This is a genomic window from Streptomyces sp. 3211.6 (genome assembly GCF_003634815.1).
Lineage (GTDB): Bacteria > Actinomycetota > Actinomycetes > Streptomycetales > Streptomycetaceae > Streptomyces > Streptomyces katrae_A.
Map to the genome: position 1 here is coordinate 5,305,504 of NZ_RBXC01000001.1, position 18,885 is coordinate 5,324,388.

The window sequence follows — 18,885 nt, forward strand, 5'->3', positions numbered from 1 at the left end:
GTGGATGGGCCGGAATGGAAGCGGAGTGAGATCCCTCAACTACCTTCCGTGCCATGCGGTTTGCGGGCTGCATAGGCCTAAACGGAAGAGATCGGCAGCCTCCGGATGGGGGTAATATTCAGGCCATGCGGTGGCTCGTCGTGAGCGTGTCACGGGCTCCGCACACTCCTTCTGCGTTCCCGGGGCGCCCTTCGCGCGCTCTTTCCGCGCGCCCGGTCGTACCTGGTCGTGCCTGGTCCGTTCGGTGAGGAGGCCCACGGCCGGCCGCGGCGAAGGACCCGGGACGTCCCCTCCCCGTTCGGGGGCGGGGAGGGTGCGTTCCCCTGCGCGGCGGCCCTCCGTACACGAAGAGGCCCGGCCGGATCACTCCGGCCGGGCCTCACCCGTTCAGCCCCGCGGGGCCCCGCCCGTCACTCAGACGAGGCGGGCCACACCGTCGGCCTTCGCCGCCGCGGCGACCGCGGCCGTGACGGCCTCGGCGACGCGCTCGTCGAACGGCGAGGGGATCACGTAGTCGGCGGCGAGCTCGTCACCCACGACACCGGCGATGGCGTCGGCGGCGGCGATCTTCATGCCCTCGGTGATCCGGGTCGCGCGGACCTTCAGGGCACCCGCGAAGATGCCCGGGAAGGCCAGCACGTTGTTGATCTGGTTCGGGAAGTCCGAACGGCCCGTGGCCACGACCGCCGCGTACTTGTGCGCGACGTCGGGGTGCACCTCGGGGTTCGGGTTGGCCATGGCGAAGACGAAGGAGTTCTGCGCCATCGTGGCCACGGCCTCCTCGCCGACCGTGCCGCCGGAGACGCCGATGAAGACGTCCGCGCCCGCGAGGGCCTCCTCCAGCGTGCCGGTCAGGCCCGACTTGTTGGTCAGGCCCGCGATCTCCGCCTTGACGTCCGTCAGGTCGACGCGGTCCGCCGAGACGACGCCCTTGCGGTCGGTGACGCAGACGTCGCCGATGCCCGCGTCCACGAGGATCTTGGCGATGGCGATGCCCGCCGCGCCGGCGCCCGCGATCACGGCGCGCAGGTCGCCGAGGGTGCGGCCGGTCAGCTTGGCCGCGTTGCGCAGGGCGGCCAGCGTCACGATGGCCGTGCCGTGCTGGTCGTCGTGGAAGATCGGGATGTCCAGCGCCTCCTGGAGGCGCCGCTCGATCTCGAAGCAGCGGGGGGCGGAGATGTCCTCCAGGTTCACCCCGCCGAAGGACGGCGCCAGACGGATGACCGTCTCGACGATCTCGTCCGTGTCCTTGGTCGCGAGCGCGATCGGAACCGCGTCCACGCCGCCGAACTGCTTGAACAGAATCGCCTTGCCCTCCATGACGGGGAGGGAGGCCTCGGGACCGATGTCACCGAGTCCGAGCACGGCCGTGCCGTCGGTGACGACGGCGACCACGTTGGACTTCCAGGTGTACTCGTTCACGAGTTCCGGCTGCTCGGCGATGGCGGTGCACACCTTCGCCACGCCGGGCGTGTAGGCCAGGGACAGGTCATCCTTGTCCTTGACGGGCACGGTGGCCTGGATGGCCATCTTGCCGCCCCGGTGCAGCGCGAAGACCGCATCGGGGTTGTTGTCCGTCGCACTGTCGCTGCGAGGGTTGACGATCTCGGCTGCCACTTCGTGTGACCCCTTAAGTCCTTGTGTTGATTGAGGGTGGCCACTCCTGGTTAAGGGGTGGGCGGGCACCGCGTCCGTACTCCGCGTCGACGGTTGGCCCGTCTCCGCAGAGGGGAGGTTCGTACGCGCGGGCGCGCCGCACGCGCGCCCTGAGCCCCGGATGAGGGGTGTAAGGATCTGTTCTACCCGAAGAGCACACGCCCAGACGAGTCGATTCCGGACTGATCGTAGGGTCCTTGTCCCGGTTTTGGCCAAAAGTCCAAAGGTTGCTGTCCACCACCTGAGACGAGCCGTAAATAGTGAGGCGAAAATGCCAGGTCACGGCGGTTTGTGCGGCTCCGAGGGGCCTTGCCCGCAGTCCTGTTGGGTAGTCGGGGGCGCCCGTTATCTGATTTTGACCTCACGGGCACCCTGAATGCGCCAGTCCGAATGGCAAGATGCCGTAATCACACAAGGTCGCGGCACTCGATGGTGCGTGCTCGACCTGTTCTCGGATGCTTTTCCACCCCCGTCGGAGGAACCAGCTCATGACCGCAAGCACCACCCGTCGTACGACCGCCGCCCGGTCCCGGATCGCCGCGGTCGGCGCGATCGCGGTCGCCGGCGCCCTGATCCTCACCGGCTGTGGCGACCAGACCGACAAGTCGTCTTCCGGTACGGGTACGGCGGACAAGAGCGCCCCGCTGTTCTCCAAGCTCCCGAAGAAGATCCAGGACGCGGGTGTCATCAAGGTCGGCTCCGACACCGCCTACGCCCCGATGGAGTACGTGGACGGCGGCAAGATCGTCGGCGTGGACCCGGACATCGCCGAGGCGCTCGGCAAGCAGCTCGGCGTGAAGCTCCAGTTCACCTCCGGCACCTTCGACGGCCTGATCACCTCCCTGGAGACCGGCCGCCAGGACGTGGCCATCTCCTCGATCACGGACAACAAGAAGCGCCAGGAAGGCCTCGACGACAAGGGCCAGAAGATCGGCAAGGGCGTCGACTTCGTCGACTACATGTCCTCCGGCGTCTCCCTCCTGGTCAAGAAGGGCAACCCGGACAACATCAAGTCCCTCGACGACCTCTGCGGCAAGACGGTCGCCGTCCAGCGCGGCACCATCTACGAGGACACCTTCAAGGCCCAGGCCGAGAAGTGCGGGGACAAGAAGCTCACCATCGAGGCCTTCGACACGGACGCCGACGCGCAGGTCCGCGTGAAGGCCGGCGGCGCCGTCGCCGACCTGAACGACTTCCCGGTCACCTCGTACATCGCGAAGACCTCGGGCGGCGGCAACGACTTCGAGGTCGGCGGCCAGCAGTCCGACGTCGGCCTCTTCGGCATCGCGGTCTCCAAGGACAACACCCAGCTCCGCGACGCCCTCAAGGAAGCCGTCGACGCCATCATCAAGGACGGCTCCTACGCCAAGGTCCTGGAGAAGTGGAACGTGAAGGACGGCGCCGTGCAGTCCGCCACGATCAACGCCGGCAAGTAACACCGAAGCGCTCCACTGAAGGGCAGTCATTGTGACTGACAAGATCGACAAGGGTCCGGCAGACGCCACTCCGCCGGCCGGGCCCGGCGCCTCGGGCACCACCCCCTACGAGGCCATCAAGGCAATCCCCGTACGGCACTACGGCCGCTGGATCAGCGCCGTCGTCGTGGCCGTGGTGCTCGCGTGGCTCGTCTACGCCTTCTCCCAGGGCAAGATCATCTGGGCGACGGTCGGCGACAAGCTCTTCGACTCCTCGGTCCTCGCCGGCCTCGGCAACACCGTCATCATCAGCATCACCTCGATGGCGCTGGGCCTCGTGCTCGGCATCCTCTTCGCGGTGATGCGCCTCTCGAAGAACCCGGTCACCAGCTTCGTGTCCTGGCTCTACATCTGGTTCTTCCGCGGCACCCCGGTCTACGTCCAGCTGCTGGTCTGGTTCAGCCTCCCGCTGATCTTCCAGTACATCAACCTCGGTCCGATCTACAAGAACGAGACCGTCGACGTCATGACCCCGTTCATGGTGGCTCTCCTGGGCCTCGGCCTGAACGAGGGCGCCTACATGGCGGAGATCGTCCGGGCGGGCATCCAGTCCGTCGACGAGGGCCAGTCCGAGGCCTCCCACGCGCTGGGCATGACCCAGACGCAGACCATGCGCCGCGTCGTGCTCCCGCAGGCCATGCGCGTGATCATCCCGCCGACCGGCAACGAGTTCATCAACATGCTGAAGACCTCCTCCCTGGTCTCGGCGGTCCAGTACACCGAACTCCTGCGGGCCAGCTCCAACATCGGCAGCACCGCCGGCGCGGTCATCGAGATGTACTTCGTCGCCTCCATCTGGTACCTGGCCCTGACCAGCGTCTTCAGCGTCGGCCAGTACTACCTGGAGCGCCGCTACGCCCGCGGCGCGCAGCGCACCCTGCCGCCCACGCCGTTCGAGCGGCTGAAGGCCAACCTGAACATGTTCCGCCGTACGGAGGTCGCGCGATGACCGCCAAGACCGCTCAGCCGATGGTCAAGGCCGAAGGCGTCCACAAGTCGTACGGCGCCGCCCACATCCTGCGGGGCATCGACCTGGAGGTCGCCCCCCGAGAGGTGTTCTGCCTGGTCGGCCCGTCCGGCTCCGGCAAGTCCACCTTCCTGCGCTGCATCAACCACCTGGAGCGCATCAACGCCGGCCGGCTCTCGGTCGACGGCCAGCTGGTGGGCTACAAGCAGAAGGGCGACAAGCTCTACGAGCTGAAGGACAGCGAGGTCGCGGCCCAGCGCCGGGACATCGGCATGGTCTTCCAGCGCTTCAACCTCTTCCCGCACATGACGGCCATAGAGAACGTCATGGAAGCCCCGGTCATGGTCAAGGGCGAGTCCAAGGCGGTGGCCCGCGAGCGCGCGGTCAAGCTCCTGGACCGGGTCGGCCTCGGCGACAAGGGCGGGAACTACCCGACCCAGCTCTCCGGCGGCCAGCAGCAGCGCGTGGCGATCGCCCGCGCGCTGGCCATGGAGCCGAAGCTGATGCTCTTCGACGAGCCCACCTCGGCCCTCGACCCCGAGCTGGTCGGCGACGTCCTCGACGTCATGCGCGACCTGGCCGAGTCGGGCATGACCATGATCGTGGTGACCCACGAGATGGGCTTCGCCCGCGAGGTCGGCGACAACCTCGTCTTCATGGACGGCGGCGTCGTGGTCGAGTCCGGCCACCCGCGCGAGGTGCTGGGCAACCCGCAGCACGACCGCACCAAGGCGTTCCTGTCCAAGGTGCTGTAGCCGCGCGGCGGTGACACGGCGCGAAGGGGCGGTACGGAGGTCCGTACCGCCCCTTCGCGCTGCCGCCGGAATTTACTGCTTCAGACCTAGGACCAGCGCGTCCGAGGGGGAGCGCCAGACCGTACGGGCCTCCGCGAAGCCGGCCTCCCGCAGGGTGCGGGCGTGCCAGAACTCGTCGGGGGTGTCCCCGTCGGCGTGCTCTCCGTAGATCGCGAAACGGGCCTTCGTCGGCTCGGCCAGCACCGGGTCGGCGGCGGCCAGGGCCCACCAGTCGCGCCAGTCCAGGATCCCGGCCGCCTTCGCCCGGTCCATCCCGGCGTGCCGCTGGGCCCGGTCGGCGGCGTTGATCAGCGGGGTCGAGGCGTCGGGCATGTGGTCGGCGTTCATGAACACCCCGCCCGGGCGGACCAGCGGCGCGATCTGGCCGTAGAGGACCGCCAGCTCCTCGCTGTGCAGCCAGTGCAGGGCCGTGGCGGTCAGTACGGCGTCGTAGGAGTCGTACGGGAGCGCGGCGCGCCAGTCGGGGTCCTTGAGGTCGGCGGTGACGAAGGTGACCCGGTCGTCGCCCGCGAAGTGGCCCCGGGCGATCGTCAGCAGGGCGGGGTCGAGATCCAGCCCGGTGCTGCGGGCCTGCGGGAACCTTTTGAAGAGGCGGTCCGTGATACTTCCCGTACCGCACGCGAGGTCCAGCACCCGGGGGGCGGGGCCGGTCAGCGCCTCGACCATGTCCAGCATCACCCGGAACCGCTCCTCGCGGTCGGGCATGTACCACTCCTGCTGGCGGTCCCAGCTGTCCTGCCAGGCCTGCCAGTCCGTACCGAACGAGCCAGTCACCGTATCCGTCATCCCGAACCCCTCCATACGTAATACCCTCGAAGCGAGAGCAGCCGTTACCGGCAGCCGTGACCCGACCTTAACCCGCAGCCGTAAGGACTACAAGTGGAACTGGCCCATTACTCGGACTATGCCGTGCGCCTGGTCAACACCGAGGAGCCGGCCCGCAACAAGGACGCCCTCACCTCGGCGGACGACGTCCGTGCCCTCTTCGGCCCCAGCACCCAGATGGCCCGCCGCGTCACCGACACCGACGTCACCCGCTTCCGCAACGTCCGCGGCCGGCTCCGCGCCGTCTTCGAGGCCGCCGACAGCGGCGACCACGTCCTCGCCGTGGACCTGCTGAACTCCCTGCTCATGGAGTTCCCCGTCAGCCCCCAGGTCTCCGGCCACGACCTCGTCGGCCCCGACGGCCGCCCCGACTGGCACATCCACCTCGCCGACCACCCCTCCAACGCCTCCGCCGGCTACGCCGCCATCGCGTCCTTCGGACTGGCCTTCCACCTCACCGAGCACGGCCCCGACCGGCTCGGCCTCTGCCAGGCCCCGCCCTGCCGCAACGCCTACCTCGACACCTCCACCAACCGCTCCCGGCGCTACTGCTCCGACCGCTGCGCCACCCGCGCCAACGTCGCCGCCTACCGCGCCCGCAAACGCCTGGAGGCCGAGGAGTCCGCACGCAGCGGCCGCACCGCCGACACCGCCCAGGACAGCCGGGCCCTCAGCGAACTCTGATGCGCCGCGCGGGGCCGCAGCCGCAGCACGGCCGTCGCCAGCACCAGCTCGTCGGGGACGGCGCCGTAGTCGGTGCTGTCCCCCGTCTCGTTGAACGGGTTGTCCCCGAGCACCCACCAGCCGCCCGGCCGCCGCTCCGCCGCCCGCTTCACCACCAGCAGGTCCTGCTGCAGCGGATGCCGGAACACCACCACGTCACCCGGCCGGACCAGCGCCCCGTACCGCACCACCATCCGGTCCCCCGGCAGCAGCGTCGGCACCATCGACGGCCCCACCACCTCAGTGATCCCGATGCGCACCCGCGCCCGCCCGCTCTCCGCCATCTGTGGCCTCCTCGTCCCTGCCCGCATGGTGCCGCACGGCCCCGTAGGTTCGCTCACCCGTCCTCGGCGGAGGCTGGACTTTTGTCCTAAGCCCATGGGGGCGCCCGCGATTTCCGTCTTCTCAGCGAGTAATCTCCACCCTTGAGAAGACGATCACGAGGAGGACCCACTCCAATGCTTTCCCGCTTCTTCGCCCCCAAGGTGAAGGTCTCCGCCCACTGCGACCTGCCCTGCGGCGTGTACGACCCGGCCCAGGCCCGTATCGAGGCCGAGTCCGTCAAGGCCGTCCAGGAGAAGTACCAGGCCAACGAGGACGCGGACTTCCGCGCGCGTGCCATCACCATCAAGGAGCAGCGCGCCGAGCTCGCGAAGCACCACGTCTCGGTGCTGTGGAGCGACTACTTCAAGCCCCCGCACTTCGAGAAGTACCCCCAGCTGCACACCCTGGTCAACGACACCCTGAAGGCCCTCTCGGCCGCCAAGGCGTCCAACGACCCGGCGACCGGCGCCAAGGCCCTCGAGCTCATCGCCGAGATCGACCGCATCTTCTGGGAGACGAAGGCCGCCTGATCCAGGCCTTCCCCCGGCACCACCACCGAGGGGCCCGACCGCATGTGCGGCCGGGCCCCTCGGTCGTTCCCGCGCCACGGCGCACGCGCCGGTCAGGGCGCCCGCCGGGGCGGACCAGCGGACTACTCGTCCTCGTCCTCGTCGTCGTCCAGCCGGGCCAGCCAGGTGGCCAGGCGCTCGACCGGGACCTCGAAGTCAGGGTTGAGGTCCACGAAGGTGCGGAGCTGCTCGGCGAGCCACTCGAAGGTGACCTCCTCCTCGCCGCGCCGCTTCTCCAGCTCCTCGATGCCGCGATCGGTGAAGTACAAGTCGGGCTCCGTGCCGTGTAGTGAGTCGGGGGGTGTGATGGGGTGTTTCCCGCCAGGATAATCCGGGTCCCCGGCGACACCTCCCGCCTTCCCGCCCCCGGCGCTAGCGTGGACGGAGCCGATGGGGCGGGCGGGAGAGGGGGGCCTCGGGATGCCGGACGGGCGCACGGGCGGATCCGCGCGCGCCTTCGAGCTCCTCGAACCCCTGGTCCGGGCCGCCACGGTACGCGTCCACGCGGCCCCCGGCGGGTATGACAGCGCTGGGACCGGACCCACCTGGGGCAGCGGCTTCTTCATCGCCCCCGGCTGGGTCCTCACGTGTGCGCACGTCGTCGGTGAAGGGGGTGCCGGGGTGCGTCTGGCGGGGCGTGAGGTCGGCATCAGCTTCTTCCCCGGAGGGGACACCACCGCCACCGGCACGGTCGCCGGGCGAGTGGAATGCGTCCTGCCCGAACGGCTGGACGAACGCCGGCCCGGGCGGCGGGCCCTGTGGGACCTGCCCGACCTCGCACTGGTCCGCGTCCTGTCACCCGTCACCCACACCTGCGTCTGGCTCACCGAACGGGCCAGACCCCGCCTCGACGAGGCCGCCTACTTCGGCTGCACCGAAGAACTCGGCATCCGCGAGATCACCGGCCGCACCACCCGGCTGCGCGGCCTCGCCGCGGGCGGCGCCGCCATCCGCCTCGGCGACGACGACGAGATCGAAGCCGGCATGTCCGGCGGCCCCGTCGTCGACCTGGCGCGCGGGGAGGTCGTCGGAGTGGTCAAGGCCCGGCGGCACGCCGGCGGCGGCGGGCTCGCCGTGTCCGTGTCCCAGCTGCGGACCCTGCCGATGGCGGCGACCGGCCAGACCGGGCTCTACCGCAGGGTCATGCAGGCCCACGACCTCTACCACTACGACCGGCACCTGAGCGACCTCGACAGCCGCCGCACCTGGACCGACGTCCACGACCTGCTCTCCGACGGCGAGAACGACCCCTACGGCGGCCGCGGACGGCTCACCCCCGGCGAGCGCACCACCCTGTGCGGGCTCCTCGCCGAACTGCCGCCGCCCGGCTCCTCGGAAGCCGTACGGGAACTCGCCGAACAGGCCAGGGGAGAGGAACCGGACACCACCCTCCCCGCCCCCCTCAGCTGGCGCGACGGCCTCGGCCTCCTCCACGACCCGCCCGGCGCGGGCGGCGAGGCCGCCGCGATGCTCCGCTACGCCACCGGCGTCAGCGTCGCCGACCACCGCGAACCGCCCGCCCCCGGCGCCGACGAGGAGCTGTGGGACTGGGTACGGGCCACCGCCGAACGCCTGTGGCGGCCGCTGCGCCGGGAACTCGCCGAACACCACGAACGGGGCCTGGCCGAACGGGACCGGCGCCGCCGGCAGGCCGCCGGACGGGCGGCGCAGGGCCGCGCCCGGCCGCCCCAGGGCCTGCCCGCCGGACCCTCCGTGCTGCTGGAGGCCTGGGCGCACGGCTGGGAGGACGTCTACGACTGGCGGGTGTCGGTCCTGGCCGGCCCCGCCCGCCCCGGCCGGATCACCCCGGTCGCCGCCGGCGTACGGGCCACCCTCGCGGGCCTGCCCGAGGCACTGCGGGCCCCGCTCGCCGAAGGGTTCCGCCGCTGCGACACCCACGAGACGGCCGCGCTGCTCGAAGTGGCCGTCGCCCCCGAACTGTTCGGGCTGCCCTTCGACGAGTGGGCCGTCTCGGGCGGCGTCCCCGTCGGAGTGCAGCGGCCCGTCGTCCTGCGCCACGCCGACGCCGCCGGCAGCCCCGCCGCCCGCGCACGCTGGGCGCGGGTGCAGGCGGGGCCCCTGCTGGACCAGCGCGCCGACTGCTCGCGCGGCCGCCCCCGCATCCCCTCCCCGGGCTGGCTCCAGGGGCTGCCCGACACCACCGTGCCGGTGCTCTGCCGGGACCCCGCCGCCGAACCGACCCTGGGCGCGCTGCACTCCGTGCGGGACGCCGGCTACGGGGTCGCGGTGTGCCGGCGCCCCCCGGCCGACCCGTCGGCCTCCTGCGCGCCCTTCCACCGGGGGCTGCGCGAGGAGTTCACCGAGGCGGCCCGCGGCGCGGTCCTGCCGCAGCGCCTCCAGGCCCTGCGGCAGCGGGCCCACGGGGCGGACCCCGACGCGTACTGGGCGGCCGGGCTGGCCCTCGTGTGGGAGGACCCGGACCGCGCCCTGCCGGAGGACGAACCACTGCAGGGGGACCTTTGAGGCGGGGGCCCGCAGGAGAGCGGCAGCGGTGTGGGAGGGAGCGGCAGTGAACGACGAATGGCTGATCTACCGGGGAGTCGGCGAGCCCCACGACGGGATCGAGACGCTGCCCGACCCGCCGCCCTGGCGGGACTTCGACGGCGGCCCCGTCGCCGAGCCCGGCCCGGCGGCCGCGGCCGCCGACGGGAACGTGGCACGGCGGCTGGGCGCCCACCGGCAGGCCGCCGAGCTGCACCGGCCCGAGCCCGAGGAACTGGAGGCCGTCAACGCCGCCCTCTACCTGCGCCGGCCCCTGCTGGTCACCGGCTACCCCGGCACCGGCAAGTCCACCCTCGCGCACGCCGTCGCGCACGAGCTGAAACTCGGCCGCGTGCTGCGCTGGCCCGTGGTGTCGCGGACCGTCCTCCAGGAAGGGCTCTACCGCTACGACGCCCTCGCCCGGCTCCAGGACGTACAGATCGCCGCGAGCGGGGCGGGAGCGGCGACGGCCCCCGGCATCGGCACGTACATCCGGCTCGGGCCGCTCGGCACCGCCCTGCTGCCCACCGCCCGGCCCCGCGTACTGCTCGTCGACGAACTCGACAAGAGCGACATCGATCTGCCCAACGACCTGCTGAACGTCCTGGAGGAAGGCGAGTTCACCCTCCCCGAACTCGAACGCGTCGCCGACTCCCAGCCCGAGGTCCAGGTCCTCACCGACGACGGCGCCAAGGCCACCGTCCAGGGCGGCCGGATCCGCTGCCGGGCCTTCCCCTTCATCATCCTCACCAGCAACGGCGAACGGGACTTCCCCGCCGCCCTGCTGCGCCGCTGCATCCAGCTGAGACTCGGCCAGCCCGGCGAGAAGCGCCTCGCCACCATGGTCCGCGCCCACCTCGGGGAGGAGGCCGCCCGGCTCGGAGCCGACCTGATCCGCGAGTTCCTCAGCCGCTCCCGCTCCGAACTGGTCGCCGCCGACCAGCTCCTCAACGCCATCTACCTCACCCACTACGCCTCCCCGCCCAGCCGCGAGGACCTCGCCGACCTCCTCATCCAGCGCCTCGACCGCCCGAGGTGAGCCCCGGTGCCCCGAGAGCAAGCGGACCCCGGGCCCGCCGGCCCGCACGACGCCGGCGGTGACCCCGCCCGCCCCGGACCGGCGGCGGGGCCTGCGGGGCGCGCGGCCGGGCCTGCGGGGCGCGCGGCCCCCGTCGACCCCCGGCTGCGCGTCCTGGCCGGGCTGCTCCGGGGCGCCGGACTCGACCCGTCCCCCGAGGAGCTCGCCGACGCCCTGTGGCTGGCCGCCCGGACCCGTGAGGCGGCCCGCGCGGCCGCGCCCGGCGACGGCGGGAGCCCGGCGCCGCAGCCCGCCCGGACCCCGGCGAAGGGCGGGCCGTCCTCCGGGCGCCCCGCCGGCACGAGCCCCCCGGCCGGCGCCGAGGACCAGCCGTCCGCCCGCACCCGGGAGGACGACGCGGCCGAAGACCCCGTCGCACTCCACCCCGCCGGAACCCTCGCCCCCGACTCCCCGCCCGTCGGCGAGGTCCCCGTCGCCGCCGGGGTCCCCGTACGGGTGCCCGGGGCGGCCGCCCTGCCCCGGATCCTCGACATCCAGCGGGCCCTGCGCGCCCTCCAGCGCCACCGGCCGCCCGGCCCGCCCACCCGCACCGTCCTCGACGAGGCCGCCACCGCCGAGGCCAGCGCCCGCGCCCTCGGACTGGTCCTGCCCGTCTTCCGGCCCGAGAGCCGTCGCGAGGCGACCGTACGGCTGGTGATGGACGCCTCCCCGTCCATGGCGGTGTGGCAAGACATGTTCGACGAACTGCGGGCGGTGTGCGAGCGGCTGGGCGCCTTCCGGGACGTCCAGGTCCACTACCTGCACCGGCTACCCGACGGCACCGCGGCCGTCGGACGCGGCCCCGCGCCCGGCGCCGGGGTGCGCTCCGGCGACCAGCTGCGCGATCCCACCGGGCGGGCGCTGACCATGGTCGTCTCCGACTGCGCCGGGCCGGTCTGGCGGGAGGGCGAGGCGCAGCGGCTGCTGCACCGCTGGGCCGAGTGCGCCCCCTGCGTGGTGGTCCAGCCCCTGCCGCAGCGGCTGTGGAACCGCAGCTGGCTGCCGACCGAGCGCGGGGTGCTGGAACGGGCGTCGGGCGGCGGTACCGGGCCGGGCGGCACGGGCGGCGGGTCCGGCGGCGGGTCCGGCGGGGGGTCCGGGGGCGGGTCCGGGCTGAGGTTCCGGCCGGACCGGCCCGCCCGGCCCGGACGGCCCACCGGCGGGCTCACCGTGCCCGTGCTCCCGCCGAACGCGACCGCCCTCGGTGCCTGGGCCCGGCTCGTGGCGGGCCTCGGCTCGGGACCCGTCCCGGCCGAGGTGGGCCGGGTCCTGGCCCGCCACCCCGCCGCCCCCGTACCGCTGCCCCGGACCGCCCGGCCCCCGGGCGAGCTGGTGCGCCGCTTCCGCTCCTCCGCCGCGCCCGGGGCCGTGCAGCTCGCCGTGTACCTGTCGGCGGCGCCGCTGACCCTGCCCGTGATGCGGCTGGTGCAGCGGACGATGCTGCCCGACTCCGAGCCGTCCGACCTCGCCGAGGTGCTGCTCAGCGGGCTGCTGCGGCGCTCCGGCAGCGCACCCGGGCCGTGGTACGAGTTCGTGCCAGGGGTGCAGGACGTGCTGCTGGGGCCGCTGGGGCGGGACGAGGCCGCGCTGGTCCTCAAGCACTGCTCGGAGTACGTGCTGGCGCACTTCGGCCGGGGCGTGCGCAACTTCCCCGCCCTCGCCGTCTCCCAGCTGACCGGGGGCCCGGCGGGGGAGCCGGGAGAGCTCGGGGAGCCCGGGACGGAGGGGGCGGACGGGCCGGACGGGACCGGCGCGGAGCAGGGGGCGGCGGGGCCGCTGCCGCAGGCCTTCGCGCAGGTCTCCGCGAAGGTCGTACGCCGCTACCTGCCCGGGCCCCCGGAGGAGGACCCGGAGCCGGCGCCCGCGCCCGTACCGCCGGGCCGGGCCCCCTCGGTACGGGCGGCCCGCGAACGCCTCCGGCACGCCGGAGCCGACGGCGACACCCGCCACCTCCACGACGCCGCCGCCCTGCTGCGGCGGGCCGCGGCGGTCCCGGCCGGGCCCGGGGACCCGCCCGAGGAGGCCGAGACGGAGCTGGCCGGGGTGCTGCTGCGGCTGTGGGCGGCCCAGCGGGACCCGGAGCTCCTCGACGAGGCCGAACGGGCCGTGACCGGGCTGCGGACCGCCGGGGGCCGGGCGGCACTGGGCCGGGTGCTGTACGAGCGGGCCCTCGTGTCGGGCCGCGAGGGGGACGCGTTGCTGGCCGCCGCCGCCCGGGAGTTCGCCGCAGCCGGGGGCGCCGCCGCGCAGGACGCGGAGCTGCGGGCGGACTGCGCCGTGCGCCGGGCCCGCACCCTGATCCGGCTGAGCGAACTCCGCGCGCACACGGGTCCGCTGCACGAGGCCCTGGCCGTCCTGGAACCCCTCGCCGCGGACCCGCCGGCCGCCACCCACCCGGACGTCCTGCTGGCCCTGGGCGCGACCCTGCTGGCCCTCCTGACCCGCACCCCGTCCCCGCCGGACCGCACGGCCCTGGCGGAACGCGCGGCGGCATCCCTGGAAAGGGCCCTGGCCCTGCTGGAGGCGCCCCGCCCGGAGGAACCGGCAGCAGCACCCCACCCGACCCCGACGGGCCAGCCCGCACCGGACAGCCCGGCGACGGCGGGTCGGCCCGCAGCACCGGACAGCCCGGCCACAGGTCAGCCCGCGCCATCGGACAGCTCAGCCCCGGCAAATCAGCCCGCAGCACCGGATAGCCCGGCGGCGGGTCGGCCCGCAGGACCGGACAGCCCGGCGGCGGCGGGTCGGCCCGCGCCATCGGATGGCCCGGCGGCGGCGGGTCGGCCCGATGCACCGGACGGGCCGCCCGCGGCACCGACCGCCCCGCCCCGCCCCGAGGGGTCGCCCGGCCCCGGCCGGTACGGCGGCATGGAGGCTCCCGCCGACGCCACCCCGCCCGCCGGGAGCCGCCCGGAGCCGGCGCCCGGCACCGGCGGCGCTCGTCCCGCGGGGTCCCCCGAGGCGCCCGCTCCCGGCGCCGGCACCGGACCGGACCCCTCGACCGGCAGGGGCCCCGCCACCCCGCCCGGCGCGACAGCCCCCGGCACGGTCGGCGGCGCGGGGCCGGATCCGGCGGCCACCCCTGCGAAGGCTGCCCCCACCGGCGCCCCCACGACGGCCGGAACGGGCACCGGACCCGCCCACGGACCCGGATCAGCGGAGTCCGCCCGCGACGCGGACGCCCCTCCGACGCCAGCCGGGGAGCCCGACGGACCCCGGCCCGGGGCGCCCGAGCACGACGGGACCGGGGGTTCGCCAGCGAACGCCGCCCCGGCGCGGGACGGACGGGCCGGGGCGAGCGGGCCGGGATCATCAGACGATGCCGGCCCCGCCACCCCCGCGAAGGCAAGCAGGAGCGAGGGATACCGGGCCGGGGAACCCCACCCTGACGAGAACGCCGCCTCGGCCGCCGGCCGGCTCGGAGCCGCCCGACCCCTGCCGGGGGCGCCCGAGCACGACGGGGGCGCCGGGCGCACCGACGGGACCTGGGCCGGGGGGCCGCGCCCTGACGACAACCACCCCGCGCCCGGGGCCCCCGCCCCGGCGGGCGCAGCCTCGGCCGGGGCCGTGACGCCGGACGGGCCCCGGGCCGGAGCGGCCCACCGGGACGGGACCGGTGGGCCGGCGGGGGGTCCCGCCTCCGCCGGGGCGGACGCGGCGGACGGGGCCCGGGGCGGGACGTCCGGCCGTGACGCGGACCCCGCCTCCACCGGGGCCGCCACGGCCGCCGGTGAGCGGGCGGGAGTTTCCGACGGGGCCGGGACGGGCACCTCGGCCGGGGGCGCCTCCCCGGTCGGCGCCCGGGGGGCCGATGGGGTGCGGGCCGGGGTAGCCGAGGGCGACGGGGGTGCCGCCGGGAGAGGCGGTCGGGCGGCCGATGGGGCGCGGGTCGGGGCGGCCGCGTCGGGCGGTGCCGGGGTGGCCGGGGGGATCGGGGCCCGGGCCGTGAGCGGTGTCGGGCGGGAGCGGCGGGTTGCTCGGGTCCGGGTGGAGCTGGCCGGGGCGCTGCGGTACCTGCCCGGGCGGCTCGAAGAGGCGCGGGCCCAGCTGCTGCGGGCGCTCGAAGAGGGCGTCGGGGAGCCCGAGCTGCGGCTGGCCGCGCTGCTGTGCCTCGCCCGCGTGCACCGGGCGCGGTACGACCGTGACGGGGAACCCGCAGCCCTGGAGGAGGCGGCCGAGGCGTACGCGCGGGCCCGGCGGCTGATCCCCCGTGACGGCGACGCCTACGCCGGACTGCTGCCCGAGTGGGGCGACGTGCTCCTGGAGCGGGCCCGGGCCGCCGACGGCCGCCGCTTCGCCTCCACCGCCGTACGGGTGCTGCGCGAGAGCCGGTCGGCGGTGGCCCAGTCCCACCCCGGGGCCGCCTACCGGCTGCTGCGGCTGGCCTCCGGGCTGCGGCTGCGGCACACCTACGAAGGGGACCTGGTCGACCTCCGGGAGGCCGAGTACCTGCTGGAGCTGGCCGTCCGGCAGGGCCACCACCCCCTGGAGCGCGCCCGCGCCTGGCGCGACCACGGCGACGTACAGCAGGAGATCCACGCCCACACCCGCACCACCGACCGCCTCGACCGGGCGGCCGACTCCTACCGCCGGGCCTGGCGCGCCGCCCTGGAGGCGGCACGCGAGGACCCCGACGGCACCGGCGCCGCCCTCCGGCTCGCCGCCCGCGTCCAGGAACTGCGCGGCGGGGTCCTGGAGCGCCTGGCCCGCCCCCGCGCGGCCCTGGACGCGTACCGGGCCGCCCTGGAGCTGTGGCAGCGCCAGGGACTGCCGGACGGGGAGCGGGCCGGGGCCGTCCGGACGCGGATCCACGCCCTGGAGAGCGGCGGATGAGCCGTTTCCCCCCGCCGGGCTGCGGGAAAGGGCAGTGGACCACGGCATTCCACGACATTCCACACTCCACATTCCACACTTCACATTCCACGGTGCGACAGGGGGACGGGAAGCGCATGGTGACCGGACGTCAGGAAGTGGCCGCGCCCCCCGAACCCCGCCCCTGCGCCGGGCAGCTCCCCGACCTCTCCGGGCTCGACCTGACCGCCCTGCGCGGCATCGCCCACCCCGTGCTCGCCGAGGTCATCGAGGGGCTCGTGGAACGGGTGACCCACCCGGCCGAGATCCTCAACGCCTTCGACTCCGGCGTCGCCTGACCCCTGGCCCCCCGCCCGCCCCACGCGGGTCGGTACCGCCCGGAGTTGACCACTTTCCGCCGTTAGCCGGACCTCCGCGGAGGGCAGGGATGGACCGTCCCGGGGGCCGGATCCCCCAGCGGTGGCCGGGGGAGGAGGTGCGGGCGATGAACCGAGCGATCACGGGCGGCCCTCCGTCGCCGCACCCGCCGCCGGATCCTCCGCCCGGCCCCCACGACCCCGTCGGCGCCCACGCGCGGCACGCCCCCTGGCCCTACGCCCAGCTCGACGTCCCCGCTCTGCGCGCGGCCGGCCACCACCCGTACCCCGTGCGGCAGTTCGTGCTCAAGACCCACAGCCGCTGCAACCTCGCCTGCACCTACTGCTACGTCTACGAGATGGCGGACCAGAGCTGGCGCACCCGCCCCTCCGCCATGGCCCCCGCCACCGCCCTGCGCGCCGCCGAACGCATCGCCGAGCACGCCGCCGCCCACGACCTGCCGCGCGTGGACCTCGTCCTGCACGGCGGCGAACCCCTCCTCGCGGCCCCCGCCGAACTGGCCGCCCCCGTCGAGGCGGTCCGCGCGGCCCTGGCCCGGAGCTCGCCCCGCACCCGGGTCACCGCGAGCGTGCAGACCAACGCGACCCTGCTCACCCGGGGCCGGATCGCCGCCCTGGCCGGCGCCGGGATCCGGATCGGCGTCAGCCTCGACGGCGGGCTCCCCGCCCACAACGCCCGCCGCGTGGACCATGCCGGACGGCCCGGCTTCGGCGCCGCCGCCCGCGGCCTGCGCCTGCTGGCCCGGCACCCGGCCGGCTACGCCGGGGTGCTGTGCGTGGCCGACATCGGGCAGGACCCGGTGGAGACGTACGAGTCCCTGCTCGCGTTCGCCCCGCCCGCCATCGGCCTGCTGCTGCCCCTGGCCAACTGGAGCACCCCGCCGCCCGGCCGCACCGGGCGGGACGGCGGCACCCCGTACGCGGACTGGCTGATCGCCGTCTTCGAACGCTGGTGGCACGACGGGGCGCGGCGCACCCGGATCCGGATCTTCGAGGAGGTCATCGCGCTGCTGCTGGGCCTTCCCGCCGCCACCGAGAGCCTCGGGCTGGCACCCGCCACCACCGCCGTGGTGGAGACCGACGGCAGCATCGAGCAGGCCGACTCCCTGAAGTCCGCCTACGAAGGAGCCGCGGCGACCGGCATGACCCTGGACACCCACAGCTTCGACGACCTCCTCGACCACCCCGGCTTCGCCGCCCGCCAGCTCGGCCGCGAGGCCCTGGCCGACGGCTGCCGCTCCTGCGAGCTGGTGGAGGTCTGCGGCGGCGGCCACTACCCCCACCGCTACCGCGAGGGGGAAGGGTTCCGGCAGCCGTCCGTGTACTGCGCGGACCTCCAGAGCCTGATCCGCCACATCGCCCGAGCGGTCCACACGGCCACCACGACCCAACGGGCCGCCTCATGACCCACCCCGCACCCCCCGACCCGCCCCGGCCCGCCGACTCCCCAGGCCCCACCCACCCCACCCCGCCGCCCTCCGCCCCCTCCACAGCCCCCGGCCCCCCGCCCGGCGACGCCGCTGCCCCCGGCCTCGTCCGGTTCCGCGTGAGTTCCCACGCCCTCCGGTCCCTCGCCACCACCGAGCCCACCCCCGAAGGGCTGCGGCTCGTCGGGGACATCCGGCGGTCCAAGCGGCTGCTCCTGCTGCGGGCCGTCCTCGACGCCGCTCCCGGGCCCGAGGCCGGGGAGTGGTGGGGGCTGCTGGAGGAGGCCGAGCGGCAGGAGCCCGGCGCCGTGCGCGACGTCCTGCACTACCCCTCCACCGGGGTCTGGGCCGAGGAGACCCTGCGCCGGCTGCACGCCCCGCAGGGCCCCGCCCCCGACCTCGGGCACCTCGGAGCCCTCGCCGTCGCCGCCGCGCTGCGCGCCGGGATCGGCTTCAAGACCACCCTGCGCCCCTCCCACGGCCGCCTCGCCCTGCCCACCCTCGGCCTGCTGCTCCCCGAGCGGCCCGGCCCCCTCGCCCTCAGCGAACGCTCCTGGGACACCTGCGACGTCCTGCCCCTGCACGCCCTCCCCGGCGGCCGCGCCTCCCTCGACGACCTCGACCCCTACCGGGCCCCCGCCACCGGCCACCCCGCCCCCGTCCGCCCCGCCCGGAGGCTCACCCCCAAGGGGCACAAGCGCTGGGACACCCAGTGGGCCGCCGCGCTCACCCTCCTCGAACGCTACGACTCCGCCCGCGCCGACGAGGCGGGCCGCCTCCTGCGCTGCGTCGTCCCGCTCGGCGGCGGCTCCCGCTCCAGCGGCGCCACCCTCCCCGCCGCAGCGGGCGCCGTCCTCGCCCGCGGCCAGTCCCCGCCCGCCCTCGCCGCGACCCTCGTCCACGAGGTGCAGCACGGCAAACTCGCCGCCCTCACCGACGTCCTCACCCTCCACACCGCCGACCGCACCCCCCGCCACTGGGCCCCCTGGCGCGCCGACCCGCGCCCCCTGGAGGGGCTGCTGCACGGCACGTACGCCCACCTGGCCCTGGCCGGCTACTGGCAGCGTGCCGCCCTCTACGGGGCCCGCGGCGCCTGGGCCCGGCACGCCCGGATCCGCGCCCAGGTGGCGGCCGTCCTGCCCGTCCTGCGCGACCACCCCCGACTGACCCTCGCCGGCCGGGAGTTCGTCGACGCCATGACCGGGGCCGAACGGGCCATGGACGAACTCCCCCCGCCCGGCGACCGGCACGCCACCGCCCGCCGCGCCCTCGAACGCGAACGCCGCGCCTGGTGCGCGGCACACCCCGAACTCGCCGCGTTCGCAGGGGCCTGAC

Annotated in this window: 15 protein-coding genes; 11 read left to right on the top strand and 4 right to left on the bottom strand. The window is 74.8% G+C overall.

Translation table 11 applies throughout. The features are described from left to right. Positions 1-414: 414 nt before the first annotated feature. Positions 415-1,617, bottom strand: coding sequence for an NADP-dependent malic enzyme (locus BX286_RS24715; protein ID WP_121016330.1), 1,203 nt, complete (start codon positions 1,615-1,617; stop codon positions 415-417). Between the two features lie 527 nt (positions 1,618-2,144). Here BX286_RS24715 and BX286_RS24720 point away from each other — a divergent pair. Genes BX286_RS24720 through BX286_RS24730 form a run of 3 tightly spaced genes read left to right on the top strand, consistent with a single transcriptional unit; the run spans position 2,145 to position 4,853 of the window. Then, on the top strand, positions 2,145-3,092 hold the full coding sequence (locus tag BX286_RS24720; protein WP_079429731.1) for an ABC transporter substrate-binding protein: 948 nt from the start codon (positions 2,145-2,147) through the stop codon (positions 3,090-3,092). A gap of 31 nt (positions 3,093-3,123) precedes the next feature. Then, positions 3,124-4,080 (top strand): amino acid ABC transporter permease, encoded by a 957-nt coding sequence (locus BX286_RS24725; RefSeq protein ID WP_079429732.1) that lies wholly within the window; start codon positions 3,124-3,126, stop codon positions 4,078-4,080. A 20-nt stretch (positions 4,081-4,100) separates the two neighbouring features. Further along, entirely contained in the window at positions 4,101-4,853 is a 753-nt protein-coding gene (locus BX286_RS24730) for an amino acid ABC transporter ATP-binding protein (RefSeq protein ID WP_079431951.1), read from the top strand. A 72-nt stretch (positions 4,854-4,925) separates the two neighbouring features. On the opposite strand, the gene BX286_RS24735 is transcribed toward BX286_RS24730, so the two are convergent. Then, positions 4,926-5,699: a class I SAM-dependent methyltransferase gene (locus BX286_RS24735; RefSeq protein ID WP_079431952.1), complete on the bottom strand. Its 774-nt coding sequence runs from the start codon at positions 5,697-5,699 to the stop codon at positions 4,926-4,928. Positions 5,700-5,792: 93 nt separating this feature from the next. Between BX286_RS24735 and BX286_RS24740 the strand changes: the two genes are divergently transcribed. Beyond that, complete coding sequence (locus BX286_RS24740) at positions 5,793-6,422, top strand: CGNR zinc finger domain-containing protein (protein ID WP_079429733.1); 630 nt, start codon at positions 5,793-5,795, stop codon at positions 6,420-6,422. On the opposite strand, the gene sodX is transcribed toward BX286_RS24740, so the two are convergent. Further along, entirely contained in the window at positions 6,326-6,745 is a 420-nt protein-coding gene (sodX, locus tag BX286_RS24745; RefSeq protein ID WP_185117179.1) for a nickel-type superoxide dismutase maturation protease, read from the bottom strand. The genes BX286_RS24740 and sodX overlap by 97 nt on opposite strands. A gap of 174 nt (positions 6,746-6,919) precedes the next feature. On the opposite strand from sodX, the gene sodN reads away from it, so the two are divergent. Next, positions 6,920-7,315, top strand: coding sequence for a superoxide dismutase, Ni (gene sodN / locus BX286_RS24750; protein ID WP_007266490.1), 396 nt, complete (start codon positions 6,920-6,922; stop codon positions 7,313-7,315). A 122-nt stretch (positions 7,316-7,437) separates the two neighbouring features. Here the strand turns inward: sodN and BX286_RS24755 are convergent, their stop codons facing one another. After that, positions 7,438-7,623 (bottom strand): DUF6104 family protein, encoded by a 186-nt coding sequence (locus BX286_RS24755; RefSeq protein ID WP_018102711.1) that lies wholly within the window; start codon positions 7,621-7,623, stop codon positions 7,438-7,440. A gap of 151 nt (positions 7,624-7,774) precedes the next feature. On the opposite strand from BX286_RS24755, the gene BX286_RS24760 reads away from it, so the two are divergent. The 6 genes from BX286_RS24760 to BX286_RS24785 all read left to right on the top strand — a co-directional run bounded on the left by BX286_RS24760 (position 7,775) and on the right by BX286_RS24785 (position 18,884). Then, the gene (locus BX286_RS24760; protein WP_187344186.1) at positions 7,775-9,838 is read left to right on the top strand and encodes a trypsin-like peptidase domain-containing protein; all 2,064 of its coding nucleotides are present in this window, start codon (positions 7,775-7,777) and stop codon (positions 9,836-9,838) included. Between the two features lie 46 nt (positions 9,839-9,884). Next, positions 9,885-10,895, top strand: coding sequence for a MoxR family ATPase (locus tag BX286_RS24765; protein WP_079429736.1), 1,011 nt, complete (start codon positions 9,885-9,887; stop codon positions 10,893-10,895). A 6-nt stretch (positions 10,896-10,901) separates the two neighbouring features. Beyond that, complete coding sequence (locus tag BX286_RS24770) at positions 10,902-15,767, top strand: SAV_2336 N-terminal domain-related protein (RefSeq protein WP_121016334.1); 4,866 nt, start codon at positions 10,902-10,904, stop codon at positions 15,765-15,767. Between the two features lie 116 nt (positions 15,768-15,883). Beyond that, on the top strand, positions 15,884-16,084 hold the full coding sequence (gene fxsA / locus BX286_RS36720; RefSeq protein WP_159036729.1) for an FxSxx-COOH cyclophane-containing RiPP peptide: 201 nt from the start codon (positions 15,884-15,886) through the stop codon (positions 16,082-16,084). Positions 16,085-16,230: 146 nt separating this feature from the next. Then, the gene (locus BX286_RS24780; RefSeq protein WP_121017725.1) at positions 16,231-17,529 is read left to right on the top strand and encodes an FxsB family cyclophane-forming radical SAM/SPASM peptide maturase; all 1,299 of its coding nucleotides are present in this window, start codon (positions 16,231-16,233) and stop codon (positions 17,527-17,529) included. A gap of 140 nt (positions 17,530-17,669) precedes the next feature. After that, a complete protein-coding gene (locus tag BX286_RS24785; RefSeq protein ID WP_237293103.1) occupies positions 17,670-18,884 on the top strand; it encodes an aKG-HExxH-type peptide beta-hydroxylase in 1,215 nt (404 codons plus the stop codon). Position 18,885 lies beyond the last annotated feature (1 nt).